The organism is Streptomyces sp. MS19, assembly GCF_047200595.1.
Lineage (GTDB): Bacteria > Actinomycetota > Actinomycetes > Streptomycetales > Streptomycetaceae > Streptomyces.
Genome location: NZ_JBJZOH010000003.1, coordinates 27,642 through 42,053, shown reverse-complemented (window position 1 = coordinate 42,053; position 14,412 = coordinate 27,642). Strand labels below are relative to the sequence as shown.

Below are 14,412 nucleotides of genomic sequence, written 5' to 3'. Positions count from 1 at the left end.
GTCACTTCCCCTCCTCGGTGACAGGACCGGTCGGGTTGCTCGGGTCGGAGGCGGCGCTCTTCTGCGGCGCGTCGTGCGAGCTGGGGTGGGTGGCGGGCGGGCGGCCACTGCCCGTGCCGGTCTGCGCGTCGCCCTGCGCGTCGGCGTTCCGGCCGCCCGGGTGCTCACCGGCGCGGGGCGCGGTGACGCGGGCGGGGGCGTCCTGGCCCTTGGCGAGCCGCAGTCCGGCGAGGGAGGCGGGGCCCGCGCTGCCCCCGGCGGCGACGGCGCCCGGCCGTTCGTCGGGGAAGCCCGCGAGGATGCGGGCGGTCTTGCGGAAGTCGCACAGCGGCGCGCCGCGCGTGGGCGTGACCTGCTCACCGGCGCGCAGCTGGTCCACGAGCTGCCGGGCGGACTCGACGGTCTGGTTGTCGAAGAACTCCCAGTTGACCATCACGACGGGCGCGAAGTCGCAGGCCGCGTTGCACTCGATGTGCTCCAGCGTGACCTTGCCGTCCTCGGTGGTCTCGCCGTTGCCGACGCCGAGGTGCTGCTGGAGGTCGGCGAAGATCGCGTCGCCGCCGAGGACGGCGCACAGCGTGTTGGTGCACACGCCGACCTGGTAGTCCCCGGACGGCTTGCGCCGGTACATGGAGTAGAACGTCGCGACGGCCGTCACCTCGGCGGTCGTCAGGCCGAGCACGTCCGCGCAGAACTGCATGCCGGTGCGCGTCACGTACCCCTCCTCCGACTGCACGAGGTGGAGCAGCGGCAGCAGCGCGGAGCGGCTGTCGGGGTAGCGGGCGATCACCTCGGCCGCGTCGGCCTCCAGCCGGGCGCGGACGTCGTCCGGGTACGGCGGGGCCGGCGTCTGCGGCATGCCCAGGCTGACCTCGGTCATCGGTCGACGCCTCCCATCACGGGGTCGATGGACGCCACGGCGACGATGACGTCGGCGACCATGCCGCCCTCGCACATCGCGGCCATGGACTGGAGGTTGGTGAAGGACGGGTCGCGGAAGTGCACCCGGTACGGGCGGGTACCGCCGTCGCTGACGATGTGGACGCCCAGCTCGCCCTTGGGCGACTCCACGGCCGTGTAGACCTGTCCCGGCGGGACGCGGAAGCCCTCGGTGACGAGCTTGAAGTGGTGGATCAGGGCCTCCATGGAGGTGCCCATGATGTTCTTGATGTGGTCGAGCGAGTTGCCGAGGCCGTCGGGCCCGAGGGCGAGCTGCGCGGGCCAGGCGATCTTCTTGTCGCCGACCATGACGGGTCCTGGCGCGAGCCGTTCGACGCACTGCTCGATGATCCGCAGGGACTGCTCGATCTCCTCAAGGCGCAGCAGGAAACGGCCGAAGGAGTCGCAGGTGTCGGTGGTGGGGACCTCGAAGTCGTATGTCTCGTAGCCGCAGTACGGGTCGGACTTGCGCAGGTCGTGCGGCAGTCCGGCGGAGCGGAGGATCGGCCCGGTCGCGCCGAGCGCGAGGCAGCCGGCGAGGTCGAGGTAGCCGATGTCCTTGAGGCGGGCGCGGAAGACCGGGCTGCCGCTGCACAGGGCGTCGTACTCGGGGAGGTTCTTGCGCATCTGCCGGACGAACTCGCGCAGCGCGTCGATGGCGCCGGGCGGCAGGTCCTGGGCGAGGCCGCCGGGGCGGATGAACGCGTGGTTCATGCGCAGCCCGGTGATCAGCTCGAAGATGTCGAGGCACAGCTCCCGGTCGCGGAAGCCGTAGATCATCACCGTGGTGGCGCCCAGCTCCATGCCGCCGGTGGCGATGGCGACGAAGTGGGAGGAGATCCGGTTCAGCTCCATCAGCAGGACGCGGATGACGCTGGCGCGGTCGGGCACGTCGTCGGTGATCCCGAGGAGCTTCTCGACGCCGAGGCAGTACGCCGCCTCGTTGAAGAACGGCGTCAGGTAGTCCATGCGGGTCACGAACGTCGTGCCCTGCGTCCAGGTCCGGTATTCGAGGTTCTTCTCGATGCCGGTGTGGAGGTAGCCGATGCCCGCGCGGGCCTCGGTGACCGTCTCGCCGTCGATCTCCAGGATCAGCCGCAGCACGCCGTGCGTGGACGGGTGCTGGGGACCCATGTTGACGACGATCCGCTCGTCGTCGGCGCGCTCGGCGGCGGCCTGGGTGATCTCGTCCCAGTCGCCGCCGGTGACGGTGTAGACCGGGCCTTCTGTCGTCTCGCGCGGTTCCGCGGGGCGGGTGGCGTGAGTGGTCATCAGCTGTACGACCTCCGCTGGTCGGGAGCCGGGATCTGGGCGCCCTTGTACTCGACGGGGATGCCGCCGAGCGGGTAGTCCTTGCGCTGCGGGAAGCCCTGCCAGTCGTCCGGCATCATGATCCGCGTGAGGGCCGGGTGGCCGTCGAAGACGATGCCGAAGAAGTCGTACGCCTCGCGCTCGTGCCAGTCGTTGGTCGGGTAGACCTCGACGACCGAGGGGATGTGCGGGTCGGCGTCGGGGGCGCTGACCTCCAGGCGGATGAGCCGCCCGTGGGTGAGCGACCGCAGGTGGTAGACGGCGTGCAGTTCGCGGCCCGTGTCGTGCGGGTTGTGGACGCCGCTGACGCCGAGGCACAGCTCGAAGCGCAGCGCGGGGTCGTCGCGCAGGGTGCGGGCGACCTGGAGCAGGTGTTCGCGGGCGATGTGGAACGTCAGCTCGCCGCGGTCCACGACGGTCTTCTCGACCGCGCGGTCGGGGTCGAGGCCCTGTTCCTCCAGGGCGCCCTCCAGCTCGTCGGCGACCTCGTCGAACCAGCCGCCGTACGGGCGGGCGGAGGCGCCGGGCATGCGGACGGTGCGGGTGAGTCCGCCGTACCCGGTGGTGTCGCTGCCGTTGTTGGCGCCGAACATGCCGCGGCGCCTGGCGATGGGCTCGCCGGTGCCGCCCGCGCGTTCGAGCGCGGCGTCGGTGACGCCGTCGGCGGTGGGGTGGTTGCCGTTCACGCTGGTCCCGTCGTTCCCGTCGGTGCGCTTGTCTCGCTCGCCGCTCACCGCAGGAGCCCCTTCAGCTCGATGGTCGGCAGCGCCTTGAGCGCCGCCTCCTCCGCCTCGCGGGCGGCCTGCTCGCGGTTGATGCCGAGCTTCTCCTCGCGGATCTTGGCGTGGAGCTTGAGGATCGCGTCCATCAGCATCTCGGGGCGCGGCGGGCAGCCGGGGAGGTAGATGTCCACCGGCACGACGTGGTCGACGCCCTGGACGATCGCGTAGTTGTTGAACATGCCGCCCGACGAGGCGCACACGCCCATGGAGATGACCCACTTGGGGTTGGGCATCTGGTCGTAGACCTGCCGCAGGACCGGCGCCATCTTCTGGCTGACCCGGCCCGCGACGATCATCAGGTCGGCCTGCCGGGGCGAGCCGCGGAAGACCTCCATGCCGAACCGCGCCAGGTCGTAGCGGCCCGCGCCGGTCGTCATCATCTCGATGGCGCAGCAGGCGAGGCCGAAGGTGGCGGGGAAGACGGACGACTTGCGGGCGAGCCCGGCCAGGTTCTCGACCGTGTCGAGGATGAATCCACCGGGGATTTTGTCTTCGAGACCCATCAGGGGCGCCTTTCGCTCAGTCCCATTCCAGGCCGCCACGGCGCCAGTCGTACGCGTAGGCGGCACCGATCAGACCGACGAAGATCAGCATTTGCACGAGGCCGAACATCCCCAGCGAGTCGAAGTGCACGGCCCAGGGGTAGAGGAAGACGATCTCGATGTCGAAGATGATGAAGAGCATCGCCGTCAGGTAGTACTTGACGGGGAACCGTCCGCCGCCCGCGGGCTGCGGGGTCGGCTCGACGCCGCACTCGTAGGCGTCCAGCTTGGCCCGGTTGTAGCGCTTCGGCCCGATGACCGCCGCGGCGATCACGGAGAAGACGACGAAGCCCGTTGCGAGGGCTGCCAGTACGAGGATGGGAACGTACGCGTTCACCGCACCCGCTCCTTCCAGTCATCGGCGACTGCCACCACGAAAATCATCGCTATGTGAGTCAGTTCACAAAGCTTCAGGCATCTTAAGCCCGGACCCCTGTGACCTTCGACACGGGGTCGCCCACGAAGTTTGTGATCTCTTTCACCCGACCAACCGCCGCAACTCCGGCCAGCCCCGGAGATAGGACACAAGGTGGCCGATTGGCTACGAAGTGGTGAAGAGTGGTCGTATCGTCGCCCGTTCCGGACCAGTTCCACTATCACTTTGTGTCACGTATGAGCAAATTCGCACATGGGACAGGACGGTGGTAGAGCGCGCATTGGCCCCATCCCGGACGATCTAGGCTGGTGGCCCGTGTCAGACATATCCCTGGCCGTCGCCCTCGCCCTGTGCGCCACCGCCTTCCTGGCGGGCTGGGTGGACGCGGTGGTCGGCGGCGGCGGCCTCGTCCAGCTCCCCGCCCTGCTCATCGGCCTGCCGCCGCACCTGCCGCCCACGTACGCGCTGGGCACCAACAAGGTGGTCTCGCTGTGCGGGACGGCCGTCTCGGCCGTCACCTACGCCCGGCGCGCGCCCCTCGACGTACGGGCGGCGCTGCGGCTCGGCGCGGTCGCGCTGGCGTCGGCGGCGGGCGGCGCGCTGTTCGCGTCCGCGGTGGACAAGGACGTGCTCCAGCCCGTGATCATGGTCGTACTGCTCGCCGTGGCCGCGTTCGTCGTCGCCAAACCGCGGTTCGGCGGCGCCGCGCCGGGTGCGGCGCCCTCACGCCGCAGGCGCGCGGCGGCCGTACTGGTGGCCGGCGTCGGCGTCGGCTTCTACGACGGGCTGATCGGCCCCGGCACCGGCACGTTCCTCGTGATCGCCCTGGTGTCCCTGCTGCGGATGAGCCTGCTCACCGCCTCCGCGACCGCGAAGGTCGTGAACGTCGGCACAAACGTCGGCGGCCTCCTCGTCTTCGCGTCCCACGGCGCCGTGCTGTGGGGCCTGTTCCCCTTCATGGCGGCCTGCAACATGGCGGGCGGCTGGACCGGCGCGCGGATGGCCGTGCGGCGCGGGAACGGCTTCGTGCGCGTCGTGCTGCTCGTCGTCGTGACCGCGCTGGTCGCGCGTCTCGCGTACGACCAGTGGTGGGCCTGACGGCGCGCCACGCGCGTGAGGTGTGCCACGGGCGCGGTGGTTGACATGCACGGCTCGTTGTCCCGGGCGGGCCGGCCGTGCTAGGCACGCGCCGCCTCCCCGGCATTTCGGACAACACGCAGGACATGGCGCTACAACCGCCCCAAAGACGATCATCGACCTGAAACGGCACTTCGGACAAAAAGGCCGCCAACTCGTCGCGTACACGCCGACTGTGGCGCATCCCACGTGAATTGAGATCAACCGCCCGGTGCTGGTAGCCAGGTTGACCATGTCCCCGATTCGTCATCGAGGCCGGCACCGCAGACCCCGTCGGCCGCGCACCACCCGTCTGCTCCGAGGCGGCGTCCTGTCCGGCGTCGTGGGCACCGTCGCCGTCACCGGCGCGACGTCCCCCGCGTCCGCCGCCGAGCAGCCCGCCGAGTCCACGGCCGAACTGCCCGTCTTCAGCGGCGTGCTCAGCACCAGCGCCGCCACGGCCGCCGAGGCCACCCAGACCTGGGCCGGCGACACCGAACTCGCCGCCGAACGCGAGGCCGCCCTGGAGCGCGCCTTCGAGGAGGCCCAGCGCACCGCCGCGCGGCAGCGCACCGAGCAGGAGGAGGCGGCGCGCCAGGCCGCCGCCGAACGCGCCCAGGAGGCCGCCGACGCCCGCGCCGAGGAAGCGGCGCGCGAGGAGGCCGCGGCCCAGGAGGCAGCACAGCGGGCCGACGAGCCGCAGGCGGCCCAGGAGTCGGACGGCGCCGCCGTCGAGACCATGGCCGCCCCGGCGGCGGGCGGCAGCGCGGCGGCCGTGGTGGCGTTCGCCCAGTCCCACGTGGGCGACGGCTACACGATGGGCGGCACGGGCCCCGGCGCCTGGGACTGCTCGGGCCTGGTCCAGGCCGCGTACGCCTCCGTCGGCGTCTCGCTCCCCCGCGTCTCCGGCGCGCAGTCCACGGCGGGCACCCAGGTGTCCCTGGACGCGGTCCAGCCCGGCGACATCCTCTACTGGGGCGGCGCGGGCAGCGCGTACCACGTGGCGATCTACGTCGGCGGCGGGCAGTTCGTCGGCGCGCAGAACGCGAGCACCGGCGTCGTGCAGCGCGACCTGAGCTACGACATGCCGTCGGGCGCGGTCCGCGTGCTCTGACACCCACCGCTCAGACACACGAAGGGGCCGGCCACCCACGGAAATTCCCCGAGGACGGCCGGCCCGCGTGCGTCCGCGGTGTGAGGCGCGCGGCCTCAGGCGCGCGGCGTCACCTTCGTCAGCCCGTTGATGACGCGGTCCATCGCGTCGCCGCCCGCCGGGTCCGTCAGGTTGGCCAGCAGCTTCAGGCAGAAGCGCATCAGCACCGGGTGGCTCAGCCCGCGTTCGGCGGCCAGCTTCATGATCTTCGGGTTGCTGATCAGCTTCACGAACGCGCGGCCCAGCGTGTAGTAGCCGCCGTACGTCTCCCGCAGCACCTTCGGGTAGCCCAGCAGCGCCACCTCGCGCTGCGCCGGGGTCTGCCGCGCCAGCGCCTGGCTGACGACCTCAGCCGCGATCCGCCCCGACTCCATGGCGTACGCGATGCCCTCGCCGTTGAACGGGTTCACGAGCCCGCCCGCGTCGCCGACGAGCAGCAGGCCCCGCGCGTAGTGCGGCTTGCGGTTGAACGCCATCGGCAGCGCCGCGCCCCGGATCTGCCCCTGCATGTTCTCCGGCGTGAAGCCCCACTCCGGCGGCAGCGACGCGCACCACGTCTTCAGGACCTCGCGCCAGTCCAGCTCCTTGAACTCGGCGGAGCTGTTGAGCACGCCGAGCCCGACGTTGGACGTGCCGTCGCCCATGCCGAAGATCCAGCCGTAGCCGGGCAGCAGCCGCTCCTGGCCGCCGCGCCGGTCCCACAGCTCGAACCAGGACTCCAAGTAGTCGTCGTCGTGCCGCGGCGTCGTGAAGTACGTCCGCACCGCCACGCCCATCGGCCGCCTGGCGTCGCGGTGCAGGTCCATGGCGAGGGACAGGCGCGACGAGTTGCCGTCCGCCGCGATCACGACCGGCGCGCGGAACTCCGCCGGCCGCTTCTCCTCGCCCAGCTTCGCCGTCACGCCGGTGATGCGGCCGGTGCGCTCGTCGCGGATCGGCCCGGACACGTTGCACCGCTCCAGCAGCCGCGCACCGGCCTTCTCGGCGGCGCGGGCGAGCTGCTCGTCGAAGTCGTCGCGCTTGCGGACGAGTCCGTAGTCGGGGAAGGACGCCAGCTCCGGCCAGTCGAGCTGGAGGCGCCGGCCGCCGCCGATAACGCGCAGGCCCTTGTTGCGCAGCCAGCCCGCCTCCTCGGAGATGTCGATGCCCATCGCGACGAGCTGCTTCACGGCGCGCGGCGTCAGGCCGTCGCCGCAGACCTTCTCGCGCGGGAACGCGGTCTTCTCCAGCAGCAGGACGTCGAGCCCGGCCTGGGCGAGGTGGTAGGCGGTCGCCGAGCCGGCCGGCCCGGCGCCGACGACGATGGCGTCGGCGGAGTACTCGGTGGGGGGCGTCTCGGCGGTCTCGGCCACGGCGGGCTCTCCGATCGGGTCGGCGGGAGGGAAAGGGGGCTGCTGCGGGGACGGTGAGCGGCCGTCAGGCACGGTGTGCCGGGGATCGGGGCCGAGTCTATGCGGCGCGGTCCTTGGTGCCCCGGTGCAGTGCGACGATGCCGCCCGACAGGTTGCGCCAGGCCACGCGGCCCCAGCCCGCGTGCTGGAGGACGGCGGCGAGTCCCGGCTGGTCCGGCCACGCGCGGATGGTCTCGGCGAGGTAGACGTACGCGTCGGGGTTGCTGGACACGCGGGTGGCGACGGTGGGCAGCGCGCGCATCAGGTACTCGTTGTAGACCGTGCGGAACGGCGCCCACGTCGGGTGGCTGAACTCGCAGACGACGAGCCGCCCGCCCGGCTTCGTCACGCGCAGCATCTCGCGCAGGGCCAGCTCGGTGTCGCTGAGGTTCCGCAGGCCGAAGGAGATGGTCACGGCGTCGAACGCGCCGTCGCGGAACGGCAGTCGCAGCGCGTCCCCGGCGGTGAACGGCATCCACGGCACGCGCCGCTTGCCCTCCGCCAGCATCCCCCGGCTGAAGTCGCAGGGCACGGTGAACGCCCCCGCGAGCGCGAACGGCATGGCGGACGTGCCGGTGCCGGCCGCGAGATCGAGCACGCGCTCCCCGGGCCGCGCGGCGACCGCGTCGGCGACGGCGCGGCGCCAGCGGCGGTTCTGACCGAGGGCCAGCACGTCGTTGGTCAGGTCGTAGCGGGCCGCGACCGCGTCGAACATCGCGGCGACTTCGGTGGGCTGTTTGTCCAGCGTTGCGCGAGTCACGCGTCCATTCTCGCGGATGCCCGCGTCCTCCGTTCGGGCGACTTCCCCCGCCACCGGGATGAACCGGCCCCGTCCAGCGCACTAGCGTGCCGTCCCATGAGCCAGATCTCCCGCGCCCTGCGCGCTGCCTCGCTGACCGCGACCGCGGGCGGCGCGGTACTCGCCGCGGCGGGTGGCGCGTCCGCCGCCGAGGCCGTGCCGGGGCCGCTCTCCACGGTCCCCTCGACGGTCGGCGTGACGGCCGACGCGCTCCGCCACTCGGTCGAGCCCGTCCTCGTCCTGCCGCTCGACCCGCTGTCCAGCTCGTCCACCGACCCGCTGACGAACTCGGTGGGCGCCCAGGTCGCCGACTTCCAGCCGGTCAGCACCAGCGCGGTGACGGGGCCGCTCGCGGACGGCGCCGGGCTCGGCGACCTGCCGGGCGAGGTGCTCGGCGGGCTCCTCGGCGGACTGCCGGTCACCCCCGCGCTCTGACACGGCGGCACGACCGGCGCGGGCGCGCCCCGGGCGGTGCTCTCCCCGGCCGCGCCCGCGCCTCCCGCCCCTCACTCGTCGCGCTCGTCCTCCCGCTCGGCCACCTCCTCCTCGTACACGTCGACCTCCCGCAGCGACGCCGCGTCCCAGATCTCCTCGACCACGGCGCGGGCCTCGCCCTCGTCGATGTCGTCGGACAGCGCCAGGACACGCCGCGTCCACAGGTCGACCGCCCCCTCACCGGTGCCGGCGCCCCCGGCCAGGGCGTCGAAATCGTCGAGGTCGTCCGCTCCGGCGGCCCCCTCCAGGTCCTCCGCGTCGCGCATGTCCTGAATGCTCCGCATGTCCTGTGCATCCCGCATGTCGTTCATGGGCCCATTGGACCGCGCCGCCCGTCCCCGGTCCCGGCGGCACGCGGCCGGGCGAACGGGTGACGGCGGCGGCCCGGCGGGGGCATGCTCGTGCCATGACGCATCCGGCACCCACGCTCCTGGAGCTCCACGGCACGCCCGTCCTCGTCGCCGCCGGAGGCCCGCCGCTCGACGGCGCCGAGGCCGCGCTCACCCTCGTCGCGGAGGCCCTGGGCAGCGGCGCCGAGCTGGTCGTGGTCCCCGTGCGGCGGCTGCCGCCCGCGTTCTTCGACACGGCCTCCGGGCTCGCCGACGCGGTGACGCAGACCTTCCTCGACTACCGCCTGCGTGTCGCGTACGAGGGCGACGTCTCCGCCGCCCTCCGGCGCGACCCGGCGTTCGCCGCGGCCGTGCGGCGCGGGAACGCGGGCCCGTACGTCTGGTTCACCGCCGACCGCGCCGACCTGGCCGACCGCCTCCTCACCCGTCACCGCCCGCCGGACTGACGCCGCGCCGCGTGATACTTGCCGTATGGCCGATCGGGTGACGAGTGTGCGCGGGGTCAGGGAGCTGCGGGAACGGGCGGGCCACCTGCTCGCCGGGGCGCGCGAGGAGTTCCTGTGCGCGGCGGACGACCCGTCCACGTTCGCCCTGCCCGGCAGGCCGCCACGCCGGCCGGCGGGCCTGGCCGTGCGCAAGCTGCACACGGCGCGGGTCCTCGGCCTCCCGGAGAAGCTCGCGTACCTGCGGACGATCACGGCGGACGGCGGGCGCGTCCGCATCTCGGCCGCCCCGCTGGGGCACGAGGCGATCGTCCTCGACCGGCGCGTCGCGATCCTGGCCGGGCGCGTCGAGCGGGGCGAGCGGCGTTACGGCGTGGTGACGGACCCGGACGTGGTGGCCGGGATCGGCTCGCTGTTCGACGCGGCGTGGGAGTCCGGCACCGACCTGGCCGACGTCCCGGACCCTGCGGACGGGCCGCCCCCGGCGCTGGACGAGGAACTGCGGCCGGTGCTCGCCCTGCTGGGCGAGGGGTGCACGGACGAGGCGGCCGCGCGGCGGCTCGGCGTGTCCGTACGGACCTACCGGCGGCGTGTCGCGGACCTCATGGCGGCGCTGGGCGCGACGTCGCGCTTCCAGGCGGGCCTGCGCGCCCCCCGCCCCTGACCCCTCACACGGCGGAAAGGCACAAGGCAGAAGCCCCCGCCCAGGGGGACGGGGGCTCCTTCAGTGGTGCGCCGAGGCAGGCGGCCTCAGACGATCGTGACGTTCTCGGCCTGCGGGCCCTTCGGGCCCTGCGTGACGTCGAAGCTCACGGTCTGGCTCTCCTCAAGGGAGCGGAAGCCGGACGCGTTGATCGCGGAGTAGTGGACAAAGACATCGGGGCCGCCGCCATCCTGAGCGATGAAACCAAAGCCCTTTTCGGCGTTGAACCACTTGACGGTTCCGGTAGCCATGTAAGCCCTCCCTGGGCCTAAAAGGGTCGCCCTGCTCCAGAACCTTCGATGAAGCCTGAAAACGACGAAAGCCCGCGGCTACATGCTCCGCAGGCTCGTACTGCAAGGGAAACCAAACTGTAACTCGGTACGAGCGTAGCACGCGCCCCTGGAAGCGGGAAGGGTCGAAATACCCCCGGGGGGCCTCCTGACCCGCACGTCCCTGACCGCTGCTCCGCACGACCACAGGCGTACCCTGCCGAGGGTGAGTACACACCACCGGAGTCGCCCGCGTGTCGGCCACATCCAGTTCCTCAACTGCCTCCCGCTCTACTGGGGGCTCGCGAGAACCGGGACGCTCCTGGACCTCACGCTGACCAAGGACACACCGGAGCGGCTCGGCGAGCTGCTGGTCGCGGACGAGCTGGACATCGGCCCCGTCTCGCTCGTCGAGTACCTGCGGCACGCCGACGAGCTGGTGGCGCTGCCCGACATCGCGGTCGGCTGCGACGGCCCGGTGATGTCCTGCATGATCGTCTCCAAGGTGCCGCTCGAACAGCTGGACGGCGCCCGGGTGGCCCTCGGCTCGACGTCCCGCACCTCCGTGCGCCTCGCGCGGCTGCTGCTCGGCGAGCGGTACGGCGTCACCCCGGAGTACTACACGTGCCCGCCCGACCTCGGGCTGATGATGCGGGAGGCCGAGGCGGCCGTCCTGATCGGGGACGCCGCGCTGCGCGCCTCGCTGCACGACGCGCCCCGTCTCGGCCTGCGCGTGTACGACCTCGGCGCGATGTGGCACGAGTGGACGGGGCTGCCGTTCGTCTTCGCGATCTGGGGCGTGCGCCGCGACTACCTGGAGCGCGAGCCGGAGACCGTGCGCGAGGTGCACAGGGCGTTCCTCGCGTCGCGCGACCTGTCGATGGCCGAGGTGGGCAAGGTGGCCGAACAGGCCGCGCACTGGGAGGACTTCGACGCCGAGGTGCTGGAGCGGTACTTCACGACGCTGAAGTTCTCCTTCGGCGCGCCGCAGCTCGCGGCGGTGGACGAGTTCGCGCGCCGCACGGGCATCGCGGACGGCGTCGGGCGGGTGAGGCTGCTCGCCCCCGAGGCGGCCGACGGCGCTGGCGTACGCTGACAACCGCAGCACGCCCCCGTCGGAAGGACCACGCCCATGGGCCAGAGCGCCGAGCTGACGACCCTCCTCGACCGCGCCGCCGACGGCGGCCGCATCAGCCCCGAGGAGGCCCTCGACCTGTACCGCTCCGCCCCGCTGCACGCGCTGGGCAAGGCCGCCGACACCATCCGCCGCCGCCGGTACGCGGGCACCGAGCACATCGCCACGTACATCATCGAGCGGAACATCAACTACACCAACGCCTGCGTGACGGCCTGCAAGTTCTGCGCGTTCTACGCCCCGCCGAAGAGCGAGAAGGTGTGGACGCGCGATCTGGACGACATCCTGCGGCGCTGCCAGGAGACCGTCGAACTCGGCGGCACGCAGATCATGTTCCAGGGCGGCCACCACCCTGACTACGGCGTGGAGTACTACGAGCGGCACTTCTCGGCGATCAAGGCGGCGTTCCCGCAGCTGGTGATCCACTCCCTCGGCGCGTCCGAGGTGGAGCACATGGCGCGGATCTCCGGGGTGAGCGCCGAGGAGGCGATCCGGCGCATCCACGCGGCGGGGCTCGACTCGTTCGCCGGCGCGGGCGCCGAGCTGCTGCCCGCGCGGCCGCGCACGGCCATCGCGCCGCTGAAGGAGTCGGGCGAGCGCTGGCTGGAGATCATGGAGACGGCGCACCGGCTGGGCGTCGAGTCGACCACGACGATGCTGATGGGCACCGGCGAGACGAACGCCGAGCGCATCGAGCACCTGCGGATGATCCGGGACGTGCAGGACCGCACCGGCGGCTTCCGCGCGTTCATCCCCTACACCTACCAGCCGGAGAACAACCACCTGAAGGGGCAGACGCAGGCGACGCTCTTCGAGTACCTGCGGATCATCGCGATCGCGCGGATCTTCCTGGACAACGTCGCCCACATCCAGGGCTCCTGGCTGACGACGGGCAAGGAGGTCGGCCAGCTGTCGCTGCACTACGGCGCGGACGACCTCGGCTCGGTCATGCTGGAGGAGAACGTGGTGTCCTCCGCCGGGGCGAGGCACCGGTCGAACCGCCTGGAGCTGCTGCACCTGATCCGCGCGGCGGGCCGGGTGCCCGCGCAGCGCTCGACCACGTACGAGCACCTGGTCGTGCACGACGACCCGGCGCGGTACCCGGTGGACGACCGCGTCGTGTCGCACCTGTCCTCGACGGCGATCGACGGCGGGACGGCGCACCCGGAGCTGACGCTGCTCACCTGACACAGGCGCGCGCCCCGGCCCTCCCGTACGAGGGGCCGGGGCGCGGGCGTGCCGGCCGGCGCCTACTCGAACAGCCGGTTGATCTCCTCGTTGGCGCCGGTGAGGGTGCGCTCCACGTCGGCGCCGGCCATGATGCTGTCGAACGCGGGCTGGAGCACGGCCGTGACGTCGCCCGCGTGGTCGGCGATGGGGAAGAGGAACGTCGTCCCGTTCTCGACGTGGTCGGTGAACGCGGACACGTCCACGCCGTCCGCCGCGTACGCGTCGCGGGCCGTCTCCCACGCCTCGGTGATGGCGGGGAAGACGACATGCCGCTCGCCGATGACGTGCTGGCAGGCGGGCGACGCGAGGTAGCGCACCCACTGCCAGGCGCCCTCGGGGTGATCGGTGTCCTTGACGACGGAGTCGGCGAGGCCGTTGAACATGCTGGCGTTCTGTCCCGTCGGGCCCTCGGGATTGGGGGCCATGCCGACGTCCACGCCGTCGTAGCCGAGGTAGGTGCCGATCATCCAGCTGCCGTCGGCCGTCATCGCGGCGGTGCCGGCGGCGATCTGGTCGCTCGGCTTGGCGCCCTGCTGGGAGGCGAAGTCGGGCATGTAGCCCTTCTCGACGAGGCTCTGCCACCAGGTGATGGTCTCGACGAACGCGGGGTCGTCGAAGTTGAAGTGGGTGCCCCACGGGTTCCGGTCGGTGAACTCCCAGCCGTTGGCGACGGCGTACTGGGCCCACTGGGTCTGGCCGAAGTTGGGGCCGCCGCCGCCCTCCATCCACAGGCCGTAGGTGGCGATGTGGTCCTTGTCGAAGCCGGGTTCGTCGCCGCGCACGCCGTGGGTGTCCACGGTGAGGCGGGCGATGACGTCCTCGTAGGTGCCGCCGTCGTCGGGGTTCCACGTCATGTGGGCGACGTCGTCGGCGGTGAGCCCGGCGTCGGCGAGGTCCGCCTCGTCGTAGAACAGGCCGACGGCGTCCCAGTCCTTCGGGAGGCCGTAGCGCTTGCCGTCCTGGCCGATCCACAGGTCGGCGAGGCCGTCCTCGTAGATGTCGAGGGGCACGTCGTCGCGTTCGATGTACTCGTCCAGCGGGGCGAGCAGGCCGCGCGAGACGTACTCGGGGTACTTCGAGAGGTGGTCGGTGAAGACGTCGGGCGCCGACTCCGAGACGAGGCCGAGCGCGAGGGACGTCCAGTAGTCGTCGTAGCCGCGCTGCTCGATGCGGATCGCGTAGTCGTCCTGGCTCGCCTCGAAGTCGTCGGCGCACTGCTGGTAGCCCGGCTGCTGGGCGGAGTCCCACAGCCAGTACGTGATGGTCTCCCGGCCGCTGTCGTCGCCGAACGCGTCGCCGGTGCAGCCGGACAGCGCGAGGGCGGCGAACGCGGCGGCCCCGGCGAGGGCACGGCGGGTGGTCCTCGTGTCCACGTCGT

The 14,412-nt window shown here is 72.1% G+C and carries 17 protein-coding genes; 7 read left to right on the top strand and 10 right to left on the bottom strand.

From position 1 onward, the window contains the following. Position 1: 1 nt before the first annotated feature. The 5 genes from nuoE to ACL02R_RS04170 are packed head-to-tail and all read right to left on the bottom strand — an operon-like array spanning position 2 to position 3,911. Positions 2–880: an NADH-quinone oxidoreductase subunit NuoE gene (gene nuoE, locus ACL02R_RS04190; protein ID WP_412795473.1), complete on the bottom strand. Its 879-nt coding sequence runs from the start codon at positions 878–880 to the stop codon at positions 2–4. Continuing rightward, positions 877–2,214: an NADH-quinone oxidoreductase subunit D gene (locus tag ACL02R_RS04185; protein ID WP_398848418.1), complete on the bottom strand. Its 1,338-nt coding sequence runs from the start codon at positions 2,212–2,214 to the stop codon at positions 877–879. The genes nuoE and ACL02R_RS04185 overlap by 4 nt, the downstream gene beginning before the upstream one ends. After that, positions 2,211–2,936: an NADH-quinone oxidoreductase subunit C gene (locus ACL02R_RS04180; protein WP_412795702.1), complete on the bottom strand. Its 726-nt coding sequence runs from the start codon at positions 2,934–2,936 to the stop codon at positions 2,211–2,213. The genes ACL02R_RS04185 and ACL02R_RS04180 overlap by 4 nt, the downstream gene beginning before the upstream one ends. A 44-nt stretch (positions 2,937–2,980) precedes the next feature. Then, positions 2,981–3,535, bottom strand: coding sequence for a NuoB/complex I 20 kDa subunit family protein (locus ACL02R_RS04175; RefSeq protein ID WP_052848501.1), 555 nt, complete (start codon positions 3,533–3,535; stop codon positions 2,981–2,983). Positions 3,536–3,551: 16 nt separating this feature from the next. Continuing rightward, on the bottom strand, positions 3,552–3,911 hold the full coding sequence (locus tag ACL02R_RS04170; protein WP_362966953.1) for an NADH-quinone oxidoreductase subunit A: 360 nt from the start codon (positions 3,909–3,911) through the stop codon (positions 3,552–3,554). 354 nt (positions 3,912–4,265) lie between these two features. Here ACL02R_RS04170 and ACL02R_RS04165 point away from each other — a divergent pair, with 354 nt between their 5' ends. Both ACL02R_RS04165 and ACL02R_RS04160 read left to right on the top strand, forming a co-directional pair. Further along, positions 4,266–5,048: a sulfite exporter TauE/SafE family protein gene (locus ACL02R_RS04165; RefSeq protein WP_412795472.1), complete on the top strand. Its 783-nt coding sequence runs from the start codon at positions 4,266–4,268 to the stop codon at positions 5,046–5,048. 271 nt (positions 5,049–5,319) lie between these two features. Continuing rightward, a complete protein-coding gene (locus tag ACL02R_RS04160) occupies positions 5,320–6,180 on the top strand; it encodes a C40 family peptidase (RefSeq protein ID WP_412795471.1) in 861 nt (286 codons plus the stop codon). Positions 6,181–6,275: 95 nt separating this feature from the next. Here the strand turns inward: ACL02R_RS04160 and ACL02R_RS04155 are convergent, their stop codons facing one another. Further along, entirely contained in the window at positions 6,276–7,571 is a 1,296-nt protein-coding gene (locus ACL02R_RS04155; RefSeq protein WP_412795470.1) for a geranylgeranyl reductase family protein, read from the bottom strand. 97 nt (positions 7,572–7,668) lie between these two features. Beyond that, complete coding sequence (locus ACL02R_RS04150) at positions 7,669–8,370, bottom strand: demethylmenaquinone methyltransferase (protein WP_412795469.1); 702 nt, start codon at positions 8,368–8,370, stop codon at positions 7,669–7,671. A 96-nt stretch (positions 8,371–8,466) separates the two neighbouring features. Here ACL02R_RS04150 and ACL02R_RS04145 point away from each other — a divergent pair, with 96 nt between their 5' ends. Further along, on the top strand, positions 8,467–8,844 hold the full coding sequence (locus tag ACL02R_RS04145) for a hypothetical protein (RefSeq protein WP_362966945.1): 378 nt from the start codon (positions 8,467–8,469) through the stop codon (positions 8,842–8,844). Between the two features lie 71 nt (positions 8,845–8,915). Here ACL02R_RS04145 and ACL02R_RS04140 read toward each other — a convergent pair whose 3' ends face one another. After that, positions 8,916–9,170, bottom strand: coding sequence for a hypothetical protein (locus ACL02R_RS04140; RefSeq protein WP_412795468.1), 255 nt, complete (start codon positions 9,168–9,170; stop codon positions 8,916–8,918). Between the two features lie 140 nt (positions 9,171–9,310). Here ACL02R_RS04140 and ACL02R_RS04135 point away from each other — a divergent pair, with 140 nt between their 5' ends. Together ACL02R_RS04135 and ACL02R_RS04130 are read left to right on the top strand one after the other, a co-directional pair. Next, positions 9,311–9,700: a DUF4180 domain-containing protein gene (locus tag ACL02R_RS04135; RefSeq protein WP_412795467.1), complete on the top strand. Its 390-nt coding sequence runs from the start codon at positions 9,311–9,313 to the stop codon at positions 9,698–9,700. Between the two features lie 25 nt (positions 9,701–9,725). Further along, positions 9,726–10,361, top strand: a complete 636-nt coding sequence (locus ACL02R_RS04130) for a DNA-binding response regulator (RefSeq protein WP_412795466.1) — start codon at positions 9,726–9,728, stop codon at positions 10,359–10,361. An 86-nt stretch (positions 10,362–10,447) separates the two neighbouring features. Here the strand turns inward: ACL02R_RS04130 and ACL02R_RS04125 are convergent, their stop codons facing one another. Beyond that, the gene (locus ACL02R_RS04125; RefSeq protein WP_052848493.1) at positions 10,448–10,651 is read right to left on the bottom strand and encodes a cold-shock protein; all 204 of its coding nucleotides are present in this window, start codon (positions 10,649–10,651) and stop codon (positions 10,448–10,450) included. A 244-nt stretch (positions 10,652–10,895) separates the two neighbouring features. On the opposite strand from ACL02R_RS04125, the gene ACL02R_RS04120 reads away from it, so the two are divergent. Both ACL02R_RS04120 and mqnC read left to right on the top strand, forming a co-directional pair. Continuing rightward, positions 10,896–11,765 (top strand): menaquinone biosynthetic enzyme MqnA/MqnD family protein, encoded by an 870-nt coding sequence (locus ACL02R_RS04120; RefSeq protein ID WP_412795465.1) that lies wholly within the window; start codon positions 10,896–10,898, stop codon positions 11,763–11,765. Between the two features lie 36 nt (positions 11,766–11,801). Beyond that, positions 11,802–12,992 (top strand): cyclic dehypoxanthinyl futalosine synthase, encoded by a 1,191-nt coding sequence (gene mqnC / locus ACL02R_RS04115; RefSeq protein WP_412795464.1) that lies wholly within the window; start codon positions 11,802–11,804, stop codon positions 12,990–12,992. 62 nt (positions 12,993–13,054) lie between these two features. Here the strand turns inward: mqnC and ACL02R_RS04110 are convergent, their stop codons facing one another. Then, positions 13,055–14,407, bottom strand: a complete 1,353-nt coding sequence (locus ACL02R_RS04110) for an ABC transporter substrate-binding protein (RefSeq protein WP_412795463.1) — start codon at positions 14,405–14,407, stop codon at positions 13,055–13,057. Positions 14,408–14,412: the final 5 nt, after the last annotated feature.

Excerpts from the sequence above, each read along its gene's own strand:
- ACL02R_RS04130 (WP_412795466.1), top strand. The coding sequence starts at position 9,726 with ATGGCCGATCGGGTGACGAGTGTGCGCGGGGTCAGGGAGCTGCGGGAA.
- ACL02R_RS04125 (WP_052848493.1), bottom strand. The coding sequence starts at position 10,651 with ATGGCTACCGGAACCGTCAAGTGGTTCAACGCCGAAAAGGGCTTTGGT.
- ACL02R_RS04145 (WP_362966945.1), top strand. The coding sequence starts at position 8,467 with ATGAGCCAGATCTCCCGCGCCCTGCGCGCTGCCTCGCTGACCGCGACC.
- nuoE (WP_412795473.1), bottom strand. The coding sequence starts at position 880 with ATGACCGAGGTCAGCCTGGGCATGCCGCAGACGCCGGCCCCGCCGTAC.
- ACL02R_RS04135 (WP_412795467.1), top strand. The coding sequence starts at position 9,311 with ATGACGCATCCGGCACCCACGCTCCTGGAGCTCCACGGCACGCCCGTC.
- ACL02R_RS04175 (WP_052848501.1), bottom strand. The coding sequence starts at position 3,535 with ATGGGTCTCGAAGACAAAATCCCCGGTGGATTCATCCTCGACACGGTC.
- ACL02R_RS04160 (WP_412795471.1), top strand. The coding sequence starts at position 5,320 with ATGTCCCCGATTCGTCATCGAGGCCGGCACCGCAGACCCCGTCGGCCG.
- ACL02R_RS04140 (WP_412795468.1), bottom strand. The coding sequence starts at position 9,170 with ATGCGCGACGCGGAGGACCTGGAGGGGGCCGCCGGAGCGGACGACCTC.
- mqnC (WP_412795464.1), top strand. The coding sequence starts at position 11,802 with ATGGGCCAGAGCGCCGAGCTGACGACCCTCCTCGACCGCGCCGCCGAC.